This is a genomic window from Roseateles sp. GW821-FHT03B02 (genome assembly GCF_059421025.1).
The window spans coordinates 1-12,922 of the sequence record NZ_JBWKUV010000009.1; the positions used below are offsets into that span (position 1 = coordinate 1).

Annotated in this window: 11 protein-coding genes; 2 read left to right on the plus strand and 9 right to left on the minus strand. The window is 69.2% G+C overall.

The genetic code is table 11. The features are described 5' to 3' along the window. The coding region (locus tag AC07VX_RS21210) for a beta strand repeat-containing protein (RefSeq protein WP_493183946.1) at positions 1-3,357 on the plus strand (3,357 nt) is incomplete at its 5' end. A 176-nt stretch (positions 3,358-3,533) separates the two neighbouring features. Here AC07VX_RS21210 and AC07VX_RS21215 read toward each other — a convergent pair. The 3 genes from AC07VX_RS21215 to AC07VX_RS21225 all read right to left on the minus strand — a co-directional run bounded on the left by AC07VX_RS21215 (position 3,534) and on the right by AC07VX_RS21225 (position 5,862). Then, the gene (locus AC07VX_RS21215; RefSeq protein WP_493167533.1) at positions 3,534-4,274 is read right to left on the minus strand and encodes a class I SAM-dependent methyltransferase; all 741 of its coding nucleotides are present in this window, start codon (positions 4,272-4,274) and stop codon (positions 3,534-3,536) included. Positions 4,275-4,310: 36 nt separating this feature from the next. After that, positions 4,311-5,075 (minus strand): FkbM family methyltransferase, encoded by a 765-nt coding sequence (locus tag AC07VX_RS21220; RefSeq protein ID WP_493167532.1) that lies wholly within the window; start codon positions 5,073-5,075, stop codon positions 4,311-4,313. 64 nt (positions 5,076-5,139) lie between these two features. Beyond that, positions 5,140-5,862 carry a glycosyltransferase family 32 protein gene (locus tag AC07VX_RS21225; RefSeq protein ID WP_493167531.1) on the minus strand — a complete coding sequence of 241 codons (723 nt, stop codon included), beginning with the start codon at positions 5,860-5,862 and terminating at the stop codon, positions 5,140-5,142. 105 nt (positions 5,863-5,967) lie between these two features. Here AC07VX_RS21225 and AC07VX_RS21230 point away from each other — a divergent pair, with 105 nt between their 5' ends. Beyond that, the gene (locus AC07VX_RS21230; protein ID WP_493167530.1) at positions 5,968-6,774 is read left to right on the plus strand and encodes a glycosyltransferase family 2 protein; all 807 of its coding nucleotides are present in this window, start codon (positions 5,968-5,970) and stop codon (positions 6,772-6,774) included. A gap of 3 nt (positions 6,775-6,777) precedes the next feature. On the opposite strand, the gene AC07VX_RS21235 is transcribed toward AC07VX_RS21230, so the two are convergent. From AC07VX_RS21235 to AC07VX_RS21260, 6 genes are read right to left on the minus strand one after another with little or no spacing between them, the layout of a single operon-like run. Further along, positions 6,778-7,452, minus strand: coding sequence for a hypothetical protein (locus tag AC07VX_RS21235; RefSeq protein ID WP_493167529.1), 675 nt, complete (start codon positions 7,450-7,452; stop codon positions 6,778-6,780). A gap of 6 nt (positions 7,453-7,458) precedes the next feature. Continuing rightward, positions 7,459-8,799 carry a hypothetical protein gene (locus AC07VX_RS21240; RefSeq protein ID WP_493167528.1) on the minus strand — a complete coding sequence of 447 codons (1,341 nt, stop codon included), beginning with the start codon at positions 8,797-8,799 and terminating at the stop codon, positions 7,459-7,461. A 15-nt stretch (positions 8,800-8,814) separates the two neighbouring features. Beyond that, positions 8,815-9,372: a GNAT family N-acetyltransferase gene (locus AC07VX_RS21245; protein ID WP_493167527.1), complete on the minus strand. Its 558-nt coding sequence runs from the start codon at positions 9,370-9,372 to the stop codon at positions 8,815-8,817. A 14-nt stretch (positions 9,373-9,386) separates the two neighbouring features. Then, a complete protein-coding gene (locus AC07VX_RS21250; protein WP_493167526.1) occupies positions 9,387-10,484 on the minus strand; it encodes a DegT/DnrJ/EryC1/StrS family aminotransferase in 1,098 nt (365 codons plus the stop codon). Further along, positions 10,481-11,452 carry a WxcM-like domain-containing protein gene (locus AC07VX_RS21255; protein WP_493167525.1) on the minus strand — a complete coding sequence of 324 codons (972 nt, stop codon included), beginning with the start codon at positions 11,450-11,452 and terminating at the stop codon, positions 10,481-10,483. Before AC07VX_RS21255 ends, AC07VX_RS21250 begins: the two co-directional genes overlap by 4 nt. A gap of 32 nt (positions 11,453-11,484) precedes the next feature. Further along, positions 11,485-12,900: a TolC family protein gene (locus AC07VX_RS21260; protein WP_493167524.1), complete on the minus strand. Its 1,416-nt coding sequence runs from the start codon at positions 12,898-12,900 to the stop codon at positions 11,485-11,487. Between the last annotated feature and the right edge of the window lie 22 nt (positions 12,901-12,922).

A 12,922-nucleotide genomic window follows, 5' to 3' on the forward strand; every position in this document is an offset into this window, starting at 1 on the left:
CAGGCCCTGACCTCGACCCAGCTCGGCAACCTGACCACGGACAACCTCAACGCGCTGGGCACCGCCCAGTTCGCCGCGCTGACGTCCACGCAATTCGGTGCGCTGACCACCGGCCAGCTCGCCAAGCTCGAAACGGCCGACCTGCGCGCCGTGACGACCGCGGCGCTGAGCGGCCTGTCGTCCGACCAGGTCGGGGCACTCGCCAGCGATGCCGTCGGCTCGATGTCCACCGCGCAGATCGGCGCACTGAGCACCGGCCAGATCAAGGGCCTGACGACCGGCGACATGGTCGCCCTGACCTCGGCCCAGGTGGGCGCGCTGAACTCGGCCCAGGCCGGTGCGCTGTCCACCGCCCAGCTCGCCGCCATCGAAACCGGCGACATCAAGTCCATCACGACGACGGCCCTGCGCAACCTCTCGTCCGATCAGCTCGACGCCTTCACCAGCGATCAGCTGCGTGCGCTCAGCAGCGGCCAGGTCAACAGCCTGACCACCGCGCAGATCTCCACGCTCGGCACGGCTGATCTGAACAGCCTGTCCAGCAGCCAGTTCGGCAACCTGTCGTCCACCCAGGTGCAGGCGCTGACGAGCACCCAGCTCGGCAACCTCGCCACCGACAACCTCAACGCGCTGGGCACCGCCCAGTTCGCCGCGCTGAGTTCCGTCCAGGTGGGTGCGCTGACCACCGGCCAGCTCGCCAAGCTCGAAACGGCCGACCTGCGCGCCGTGACGACCGCGGCGCTGGGCGGCCTGTCGTCCGATCAGGTCGGGGCGCTCGCCAGCGATGCCGTCGGCTCGATGTCCACCGCGCAGATCGGCGCACTGAGCACCGGCCAGATCAAGGGCCTGACGACCAGCGACATGGTCGCCCTCACCTCGGCCCAGGTGGGCGCGCTGAACTCGGCTCAGGCCGGCGTGCTGTCCACCGCCCAGCTCGCCGCCATCGAAACCGGCGACATCAAGTCCATCACGACGACGGCCCTGCGCAACCTCTCGTCTGACCAGCTCGACGCCTTCACCAGCGACCAGCTGCGTGCACTGAGCAACGCCCAGATCAACAGCCTCACGACGGCGCAGATCAACACCCTGGGCACGGCCGACCTCAACAGCCTGACCAGCAGCCAGTTCGCCAACCTATCTTCCACCCAGGTGCAGGCGCTGACGAGCACCCAGGTCGGCAACCTGACGACGGACAACCTCAACGCGCTGGGCACGGCCCAGTTCGCCGCACTGAACTCTGCCCAGTTCGGCGCGCTGACCACCGGCCAGCTCGCCAGGCTGGAGACGACCGACCTGCGCGCCGTCTCGACGGCCGCACTGAACGCGCTGAGCTCCGACCAGGTCGCGGCCCTGGCCAGCGATGCCGTCGGCGCGCTGACCACCGCGCAGGTGGCCTCGCTCGGCGCGACGCAGCTCGATGGTCTGGGCACCGCCGACATGGTGGCGCTGACCTCCGCCCAGATCGGCGCGCTGACCTCCACGCAGCTGGGCAGTCTGTCCACGGCCCAGCTGGCCGCCATCGAGACCGGCGACATCAAGTCCATCACGACGGCCGCGCTGCGCAACCTGTCGTCCGACCAGCTCGACGCCTTCACCAGCGACCAGTTGCGCGCACTGAGCAGCACGCAGGTCAACGCGCTGACGACCGACCAGATCAGCACCCTGGGCACGGCCGACCTCAACAGCCTGACCAGCAGCCAGTTCGCCAATCTGTCATCGGCCCAGGCCGAAGCGCTGACGACGGCGCAGCTCGGCAACCTCGCCACCGACAACCTCAACGCAATGGGCACGGCGCAGTTCGCCGCGCTGGACTCCGCCCAGATCCACGCGCTGACCACCGGCCAGCTCGGCAAGCTGGAAACGGCCGACCTGCGCGCTATCACGACGGCGGCCCTCGCCGGCCTGGATTCCGACCAGTTCGCCGCTTTCAGCACCGACCACATCGCCGCGCTGAGCACCGGCCAGGTGATGTCGCTGACGGCGGGCCAGCTCGACGGTTTCTCCACGGCCGACATGGTGGCGATGGGCTCGGCGCAGTTCGCCGTGCTGTCGACGGACCAGGTCGTCTCGCTGTCCACGGCGCAGGTCATGGCCATCGAAGCCGCCGACCTCGCCAAGCTGTCCACGTCTGCCATCCGTGCGCTCACCGACGCCCAGCTCGGCGCGCTGACCACCGATCAGCTGACGGGCCTGGGCGGCCGCGTGTCGGTGCTGTCGACGAGCCAGATCAACCACCTGGCCACGGACGACTTGAACGCCTTCACGAGCTCGCAGTTCGGCGTCATGACCTCCACCCAGGTCCAGGCCTTCAGCACCGCCCAGATGGCGGCACTGGAAACCGACGACCTGCGCACGCTGACCACGGCCAACTTCGCGGCCCTGGGCACGGCCCAGATCGATGCCCTGACGACGGCCCAGTTCAGCGCGCTGAAGGTGACCCAGATCACCGCACTGACGACCGACCAGGCCGCCGCGCTGACGACCGACCAGATCCACGCCATCACGACCGACCAGATCCATGGCCTGGAAACCAGTGACATCGCAGCGATGAGCATGGCCCAGCTCAATGCGCTGAACGGCTCGGTCTTCGCCGAGATGACCGGCTCGCAGCTGGACGCCTTCTTCTCCAAGACGCCCATCGTGCTGGACCTGGACGGCCACGGCGTCAACACGCTGGCCGCCGCCCAGGGCGTCAACTTCGACCTGCTGGGCACCGGCCAGGTCAACAAGGTCGGCTGGGTGGCCGGTGGCGACGGCCTGCTGGTGATGGACCGCAACCACGACGGCATCATCAACAACGGCAACGAGCTGTTCGGCATGGGCACCCTCCTGGCCAACGGCAAGCATGCCAAGGACGGCTATGCCGCCATGGCCGAGCAGGACAGCAACCACGACGGCAAGCTCGACGCCCACGACGCCAACTGGAAGGAACTCAAGGTCTGGGTCGACGCCAACCACGACGGCAAGACCGACGCCGGCGAGCTCAAGACCCTGGACGAGGCCGGCGTCGCCGCCATCGACTTGCACGCCGCCCAGAGTTCGGCCAGCGACAACGGCAACCTCATCGGCCTGGTGTCCAGCTACACGAGCACCGACGGCAGCAAGCACGACGTGGCCGACGTCTGGTTCACCAAGGACGTGCAGCCGCAGAAGGCCGACGACGGCAAGGACGCCACGGTCAGCCTGCACGACGTGCTGGCTCCGCCGAGCGAGGCGCTGCTGGGCGGCGCGCCGGCAGACCTCGTCAAGGCCGGCACCCACCCGGCCGGCCCCGACGCCCACCTCGCCAGCATCGACCGCAAGCTCGCCGAGGAAGACGAGCACCGTCGCAACAACAACGGCGGCAACTGGATCTGACGCCCTTCTGACCTCCCTCTCCCGGCTCGGCGGAGCCGGCCCAAAGGCCCATCGGATCGCTCCGATGGGCCTTTCTTCAGGCCTCCTCGCCCGACGACGCTTGTCCGATCAAAACCGGGCGGCCATGAAAAACGGCCCCGCGGGGCCGTTGAAGAGGATCTGAAAAGACCGCCGCGTCAGCCTCCGCCGGCCTCGGCAGAGAAGGAAGGGAACACCACCGTCTTGCCGCCCACCCCCATCGCGTTGTGGGTGTAGGCAAAGCCCCGCGGGTAGTTCGCCAGCTCCACCACCCAGTTGGCATGGAACAGCACGTTGGCGGTCAGCAGCTGAGCCGCGGGCGACTGCGGGTTGCGCACGAGCACATAGGTCGGAAAGTTCTCCATCGTCAGCACCAGGAAGTGCCAGCCCTCCCTGCGGCAGAACGCGTTGACAGCCTCCACGACGCCGAACCCCGACGCGCGCGCCGGCTGATGGTTGGTGTAGTCGTGGCCCAGCAGGAAGCCGTCCTCGCGCACCTTGGGTGCGAAATCGGCCAGGTCGGCCGCCACCCCGGCCTCGCTGTGCAGGCCATCGAGATAGACCCAGTCCAGCTGGCCGGTGTCGAAGCGCGGCGCCGCCCGGCTGGAGTAGTCGCGGATGAGATGGACCTGCCCCTGCTGCACTTCCGCTGCGAACGCGGCCGATACCTGCTGGAATCGCCCTTCCTGCACGTCGGCCGCCACGTTGCCATAGGCATCGGTCTGGTAGTCGTCACGGGCCTGGTGCTCCCAGGGGTCGATGAGGTGCAGACGCCGGGGCGCCGCCTCGCGCAGGATCTGCCGCGAGAAGGCGCCCTCGGCCACGCCGATCTCAGCGGCCTCGCCGCCCTTGGGCAGCAGCTTGAGCAGGTCGATCCGGCTCAGGTTGGTCAGGAACATGGAAGACCTCGTCTTTCAGGAGGGACAGCCGCAGGTTCAGCGCCAGCCGATCACGGCGCCGAAGCCGGGGTGCTGGGCCACGAAGTTCTCGCTGCCGTCGAAGTTCATCACGACATAGCCCAGCCCCTGGAGGAAAGCCTCGATCTCCGCCTTCTTGCCGGCATACCAGTCGAAAGCCCAGGCCTCGTAGATGACGGGCGGGAAACCGCTGCGCAGCAAGGTGCCGGCCGCGCCGCGCAGCACCTCAAGCTCCAGGCCTTCCACGTCGATCTTCACCAGCCGCACGCGTTCGAGATAGAGGCTGTCCAGATTGACGACCTTCACCTTCACCGTCTCGCCGCGGAATTCGCCACCCCGCACACCCTGGCGCATCGCCGGATCGAGGCTGAAGGAGCCGATGTTGATCTCGTCGGCGTAGTTGGGAAGCGCTACCTCGATCTCGCTGGCGCGCTGCGCCAGTCCGAACGGGTGGGCCGACACATTGCCCAGGCCGTTGAGCAGGATGTTGGCGCACAGCTGGTAGTAGATGGGCGGCTGCACCTCGTAGCTGTGGAAGGCCAGCGTCGGGAAGGCCCGCGCCATCGGCACCGTGAAGCTGCCGAGGTTGGCGCCGATGTCCAGCACGACGCCCTCGCCCGGGTTGGCGTTCAGCAACGCGCCGGCCAGCACCTGCATATTGGGCTCGTAGTTGCCCCTGCTGCGCAGGCTCTGCGAGACGCCGTGGGTGTCCGGGCCCCTCAGCAGCAGGTAGCGCAGGCCCTGGGGGGTCTGGATCAGGTCGACTTCGGGCAGGGCGGGCATCGGGCCTCCTTGGCGTTGTAATTGCTGCGCGCGGTGCGCGCTCGTCCGGCAGGCCGCCCGGCCCTCACCGGTAGTTGGTGAAACTGGGGGCGATCCGGTCGTGCAGCACGCGCTCGCGCAGCGCCAGCACCAAGGGGTGAAAGACGTTGCCGAGCAGTTCGGTCCAGGCCAGCGGATAGCTGCTGATGCTGCCGTCGGGCAGCTGCACGCCGGTTTGGTCCTGCGGATGGCGGGCGGGATGGGCCATCAACGCTTCGAGCTTGGCGTCCAGCAGCGCATGCGTGTTGGCCAGCCACGCCGTCGTGAAGGGCGAATAGCGCCGGCAGACGAAAGCGCACAGACCGATCAGGTGCTGGTAGTTCGCACGCAGCAGGTCGCCCATGGGCGGCGGCAGGGGAGCCACACCCTGGGGGCCGACCTCCGTGTAGCCCAGCACATCGTGCCCGGGCGCGGCGCGCAGCCGGACAAAGAACGGCGCCCAAGGCACGGAGGTGTGCTTGATGTCGGTGTAGCCCCCACCGTAGTGATGCATCAGGTAGACGCGCAGATAGTCCGCCTGGTGCACCGCACTCAGCTGCCCGAAGGCCGGGTGGAAGGGATGCTCCGGATGCTGCCAGTCGGGAATGTTGGCAGCCGTGAGCAACTGCACCGGGCAGCCCGTCTGAACCTGGATGGACAGCAAGGCCTGCACGCGCTGGACCGACATCGGGTTCAGCCCCGTCCAGGCGCAGAAGACCACGCCGCTGCGCAACCCGTCGAAGGCCCTCAAATCGTCTACCGCCTGCATGGCCGCATCCTAAGCGCCGTCCCCCGGCCGGCTAAGCCGGGAAATCCGCGCCCATCCCCATGCTGTTCGGCGCCTGCGGCGCCACGGCCCGTCTAGCATCGCGCCATGCAGAGCCCGACCCCAGCGCCCTTCTTCTCCATCGTCATGGCCACGCACAGGCGGCCGGCCACGCTCGCCCGCGCAATCGCTTCGCTGCGGGCGCAGACCTGCGCGGACTTCGAGATCCTGCTGGTGGCCGACGCGCTGGACGCCGAGACGGCCGCCGTCGTCGCCCGCGACCTGGGGCCGGCCGACAGCTTCCTCAAGCGCGTCGGCCCCAACGGCCCGGCCGAAAGCCGCAACCGTGGCCTCGCGATGGCGCGCGGCGAGTGGATCATCTTCCTGGACGACGACGACACGTTCGAGCCTCACCATCTGGCCACGCTGAAGCCGTCCTGCGAGCGCGTCGATGCCCAGGTGCTGTTCACCGACATCACCGTCGTCACCGAGGACCGCCAGCAGCCCGGCATCCCCGAACTGGGCCGTCAGGCCACCCCGCTGGGCGGCGCCGCCGTGGACACGCTGTGGGTGAAGAACTTCATCCCGCTGCACTGCCTGGCCTACCGGCGCAGCCTGCTGCAGGGGCTTGCCTTCGACGCCCACCTGGCGTCGCAGGAGGACTGGGACTGGCTGCTGGGCGTGTGCTCGCGTGCAATGCCCGTCCACGTGCCCGGTGGTGGCTCGGTCATGCACAAGGACTACGTCAACCCCGGCGCCCGCCGCGGCCAGCAGGAGGCGTCCAACAACACGACCGTCGTGCTGGACTTCCTGCACGTCTACCGCCGCTGGCCGGCGCCCACGCCGGCGCTGAAGGAGGCCCGTGCGGGGCTGCTCAAGGGCGTGGGGCTAGCGCTGCCGGTGGAGTGGTTCTGAGCGCTAGCTTCCCCACTTGCCGATGTACTTCCTGTAGCTCTCCAGCCAGCCATTCGACCCGAACCCACCCTCGCTCTGGTGGGTGATGGCGATGGGCCAGGTGGCCAGCCGCAGACCGGCGTTGCGGGCGCTGCGGCAGAAGTCCATGTCGTAGAAGTGGAAGTCGAAACGCTCGTCGAAGCCGACCTGCTTCGCACGCAGCGTGTCTCGCCGGGCGATCAGCAGCACGCCGTCCAGCAGCTCGCACTCGGCCGGCACGGGGCCGAAGGCCGAGAGGATGCCGAAGGGTGACGGGCCGTGGGACACCACGCCGCTCAAGTTGGCGCGGTCGTCCCACTCGAACTTCGTGGTCGGGAAGGCCCAGGAGGGCTGCATCGGCGCTCGGCGCTTGTTGCCGGCCACGCCGACGACGTCGAAGGTATGCACGGCGGCCATGGCGTGCTCGAAGAAGAAGCAGTCGTCCAGCCAGACGTCGTCATGAATGAAGGCCAGCACGGGCGCGCAGTCGGCAGCGGCAATGCGCTCGTTGTAGAGCGCCGGCAGGCCGCGCCGGTTCTCGAAGTAGACACGTGGCAGCAGTCGGTTCTCGTGCGCCATGCGGCGCAGCGACAGGCCCAGGGCCGACTTGCTCCAGAACTCCGCTTCGGTGGCGCGCGTGGCGCAGACGAGGTCGATCACGGCCGGCTACCTCAGGTAAAGCGCCAGCGTGTCGCAGGGCGGATTGCGCGCTGGCGGGCAGGGGGCGGTGCGGCGGGCGCCGTTCAGCGCATAGGCCAGCTCGCGGGGGTGGTGCCACTGCTCGTAGAAGCGCCGCGACGCGCGGGCCTGCCCGGCGAGGGACTCGGGCGTCAGCGCGGCCAGGACGCGTACGAGGTCGTCCGGCGTTTCCCACCACAGTGCCTCCTCGTAGATGAGGTCGCGCGTCGAATGGTGCTTGGACAGCGTGCTCTGCTGGATCAGCACCGGCAGGCCGGCGCCCTGGGTCTCGACCAGCCCCTTGGCGCCCTGGAAGGGGAAGGAGGAGATGCACAGGTCGACGTCGCCGTCGCGCAGATAGCTCCACAGGCCGCGCACCGGCGGCTGATGCTGGAAGCGGGCCGGGTCCACGCCGGCGGCGCTCAACCGCTCGCGGAAGGCATCGATGACAGGGCCGGGAAGCATGCCGATGTGCAAATGGGTGCCGTTCACTTCAGCCAGGCGGCGGAGCATGACGTCGAAGTAGTCGTAGCGCGCCGGGGCCATGAATTTGCCGGCCGAGCCGTGCGAGCAGGTGCGCAGCGCACCGGTGGCCATGTAGGCATGCCCGGCGCGAGCGCCCTGGTCCGGCGCCGTCAGCGGCCAGTAGACCGCGTTGTGAACGCCCAGGAAATGCTGGCACTTGTGGAAGGACAGGTTGGTGCAGTCCACATGCAGCGCGTGCGGCAGATAGACGCCCAGGGCCATGTCGTGGTCGGCATGGTGGAAGTAGGCGATCTCGCGCGCCACGCCCGGCTGCGCCGCGCCGATGGCCGCCACGTCGTAGTGGTGGTTGAACAGCGTCAGCAGGCCGGGCTTGAGCGCGGCGAGCTGCAGGTGCAGCCATTGCAGCTTGTCGCGCAGCTGCATGGGCGGCGCCAGCAGCATCTGCACGTTGGGCGGCAGGTCGGCGAGGAAGTTCTGCAGCGGCAGCTGGCGGTCGTGCAGGTTCGTGACGAGCACCACATGCGTCAGGTCGGGCCGCGCGCGGATCACGTCCTTCAGGGCCAGGGAGTGCCCGCCCTGGCCGTCGTACAGCTCGGTGGCCACATGCGCGGCGATGTGCGCGTGATGCCCCTCGGGCGGCTGCAGCTTGAGCTCGCGCGCCGCCAGGGCGCCCGCGGCCAGGCAGAAGCGGTCCATCTCGGCCGAGCCGAAGACCAGCCCCTTGGCACGCGGGTCGTTCAGCAGCGCGATGACGGTGTTGCTGAGTTCCATCAGCATGGCCGGCCAGTCGCCCGCGGCCTGCAGGCCGTCCAGGCGCTGCACGAGGTTCAGGTATTGGGTCATTGAAGGAGCGTCGGGTCAGCGGGCCACGACGGTGATGCCGTCGGGCAGGTACTTCCTGTACTTCTCGAAGGAGGCCTCGATGGCCTCGCGGGAGATGGCGTAGAAGTAGTCCTCGCCCTCCTCCCGGATGCGCACGGCGCCGAAGCGCTCGTGGAATTTCCACACCGATTCATTGCCCACGCGCACGCTGAAGTGCGAGGCCGTGAAGCCCAGGCTCAGCGCGTAGCGATAGACCATCAGCGCGGACTCGACCGCGAAGCCGCTGGGCCGGTCGTCGGCCAGGATCCAGGAACCCCAGGAGAAGGAATCGCCCTGCTGGTCGTACAGGCGGACCGTGCCGTGCCGGCAGCCCTCCCGGTCCTCGATGACGAAGTAGACCTGACTGTCGTCGCCGGCATAGGCCTGCAGCCAGGCGCGCTGCGCGGCCACGTCGGGCGAGGTGGTGGACAGGTACTGGCCTTTGACGGGGTCGGTGCGCAGGCCGACGATGAACTCGGCGTCATCGGGCGTCGCATCGCGCAGCACGATGTTCTTGCCCAGCACCCGGGCGGGCTTGACGAGGGTGGTCGGCATGGCGGCTCCTTGCATCAGGCCAGCGATCTCATGGCGCGGATCACCTCATCCACCTGGACCTCGCTCATGCCCGGCCACAGCGGCAGGCTCAGCACCTCGCGGTGGATGGCCTCGGCGACGGGGAAATCGCCCTGCGCAAAGCCCAGCTCGGCATAGGCCGGCTGCAGATGCGGCGGCACCGGGTAGTGGATCAGCGTGCCGACGCCACGCTCGGCCAGCGCGGCCTGCAGGCGATCTCGCGCCTCGTGTCGGATGACGAAGCAGTGCCAGGCCGGCTCGGCGCCCTCGGCGACCGCGGGCAGGATGATTGGCGTGCCGGCCAGGCCATCCAGCAGCCGGGCGGCGATGGCACGGCGCTGGTCGGTCAGGCGGTCCAGATCGGGCAGCTTGGCGGCCAGCACCGCCGCCTGCATCTCGTCCAGCCGAGAGTTCAGGCCCTTGACCTCGTTGTGGTACTTGATGCGCGAGCCGTAGTTGCGCAGCACGCGCACCGCGTCGGCCACGGCAGCGTCGTTCGTCGTCAAGCCGCCGCCGTCGCCCATCGCGCCGAGGTTCTTGCCGGGATAGAAACTCCAGGCCGACACGTCCGCCAGCCCGCCCACGACGCGGCCGCGCCAGCGCGCAGCATGGGCCTGGGCGCAGTCGTCCAGCACCTTCAAACCGTGCTTTGCTGCGATGGCATTGATCGCGTCCATGTCCGCCGGCTGTCCGTACAGGTGCACCGGCAGGATGGCCTTGGTCCGCGGCGTGATGGCCGCCTCGATGCGGGCAGGGTCGAGGTTGTAGGTGGCGGCCACGGGCTCCACCGGCACCGGCGTCGCGCCGCACTGGCTGACGGCCAGCCAGGTCGCGATGTAGGTGTTGCTGGGCACGATGACCTCGTCACCCTCGCCCACGCCGAGTGCGCGTAGGCCCAGGTGCAGCGCATCCAGCCCGTTGCCCAGGCCCACGGCATGCGCCGAACCGCAATAGGCCGCCCACTGGCGCTCGAAGGCCTCGACTTCCCTGCCGAGGATGAACCAGCCACTGGCGGCGACGCGGGCCAGTGCCGCATCGATGGCGCCGCGCGAGGCGGCATAGGTGGGCTGCAGGTCGAGGAAGGGAAGCTTCATGCAGATGCCTTGCCGACCGTGGCGAGGAAGTCGTCGTAGTCGCGGATGTAGTCGGCCGCGTCGTAGGTGTCGGAGGCCAGCACCAGCAGCACAGCGTCGGTCGAGAAGCGGTACTGGATGCCCCAGACGAGCGTGGGGATGTGCAGGCCCACCTTGGGGCTGTCCAGGCGCACCTCGTCGCGGTGCTCGCCGTCGTCCAGCACGATGGTGCAGCTGCCTTTCACGCAGATCAGGAACTGGTGGCAGGCCCTGTGGGCGTGCTCGCCGCGCACCTCCTCATTGGGCACGTCGTAGACGATGAAGAAGCGCCGCGGCGTGAAGGGCAGATGGGCGTCGACCTCGCCGAAGCTCAGCGCGCCGCGCAGGTCCACGATCTTGGGCAGCGCATGCAGCCGGGCGCCGCGCGCCTGCAGCGCGGGCAGTGCGTCACCCAGGCGCTGCGCCGAGATGGCAGGGCCACCGACCTGCACCTCGGGCGTGTCGAGATACCCCACGATGTGGGCCGGGTTGCCCGCGACGATGGCGCGCGGCGGCACGTCGCGCGTGACGACGGCGCCATCGGTCACGAGCGCTCCCGGGCCGATGGTCAGTCCGGCCTGGATGGTGGCGTTGGCGCCGATGCTCGCACCGGCGCGCACGCGGGTCTTCATGAACTCGACGGGCCTGCGCCGGCTGCGCGGCGCGGGGTCGTTGCTGAAGGCGGCATTGGCGCCGACGAAAACGTCGTCTTCCAGCGTGACGCCGTCCCAGAGATAGACGCCGCACTTCACGGTGACCCGGTCCCCCACGGTCACGTCGTTCTCGATGAAGACGTGGTCGCAGATGTTGCAGTCGGCGCCGATGCGGGCGCCGGGAAGGACGTGGGCAAAGGCCCAGACGCGCGTGCGCGGCCCGATCTGCGTGGATTCGACCAGGGCGTGCGAATGCACGAAAGCGCCGCTGCCAGCCGTCATCGATTCGTCTCCCATGCTTGGAGGTTTCAGTATCCCTCGGGGCAGCCTCACCTCAGCGGCGCGGCGACGCCCCGGCCCATGCTCCAGATCAGCGCCACGACCTGCTGCGCGTCGAACATCGCGTTCACATGGGCCACGCGCATGGAGTAGTAGTCGCCCTCGGCGGCCATCACGTCGAACAGCGAACGGCGGCCCAGCTGCTGCCACTGCTGCAGCGTGGAGGCCCGCACGCGGTCGCTGCTGCGCAGGATCTCGACGATGCGGCGCGCGCGGTCCAGCGTGGACGTGCCGACCTCGTTCATCTCCAGCAGTCGGTAGCGCTTGGCCTCGATGGCCTCGTCGCGCTGCAGCACGGTGGCGCGGTAGCGCTGCACGGCTGCGCTGGCCTGGGCCTGGGCGCCGGGCTGCAGGATGGGGATGGTGACGGACACGCCGGCGCCGATGTCGGTCGTGCGCTGGTCGTTCGGCCCCCCGCCGCGGAACATCGCGCTGGCACTGCCGGTCAGGTTGACGCTGGGCTTCTGGCCGGCGATTACGGACTCGGCAAAGCTGCGCTGCGAGCGCGCCTGGGCCTCGGCCTGGGCGACGTCGGCACCGAGCAGGATGTCGCTCTGCATCTGGTCCAGATCGGGCATCACGGACAGCTGGGCCGTCATGCCGATGCTGGGCGGCAGCGGCTCGCCCACCAGGCGCTTCATGCGCACCTCTGTCTGGCGCAGCGCCGACATGGTTTGCTCCAGCGACAGGTCGGCCTGCTGCAGACTCTTCTGGGCCTGCACCAGCTCGCTGGCACGGCCGCGGTCGGCCTGGGTGATGATCTGCAGCGCATCGACCAGGCAGGCCATCTTGCGCACGTACTGCGAGTAGACCTGACCCTGCAGCACGTAACGGCTGCGGTCCAGCGCCAGCGAGACGGCGGTCAGCGACAGCTGCTCCTCGGCGCTGCGCTGGCCCTGCTGCGCCACTTCGGCCAATTCCTTGCGCCATTCGGTCAGCTTGGCGATGCGGCCGGCGTCCCACAGCGGCATGCCGGCGGAGAGCGTCGCACCGAACTGCCCGCCGTTGCCGACTGTGACGCCGCCGACGGTCTGGCGCACGCCGTTGGCGGCCAGGCTCAGCGTTGCTGTCGGCAGGGCCAGGGCCCGGGTCTCGTCGAGATCGAAACGGGCCGCCTCGCTCAGCAGGCGCACGGCACCCAGGGCCTTGCTGCGCGACAGCGTCTTGTCGATCAGCGTCTGCAGCTCGGCGCGGGGATCGCCGCTGGTGGTCTCCAGCGCCGTCATGTCGCGGCCCAGCCGAGAAAGGCCGGCGTCGTCCTCGTTGCAGCGGCCGTTTTGCGCCGGCGCCTCCACGGGGGGCGGGGGCGGCGGCACGGCCTTCCTCGCCGGGCGCGCCTGTGCGAGCGCGAGCGAGCCAAAGACGGCGAGGCCGAGGGCGGTGAGGGGGCGGAGCAGGTACAGCATGGCCCCGTCACTAGACCATCCA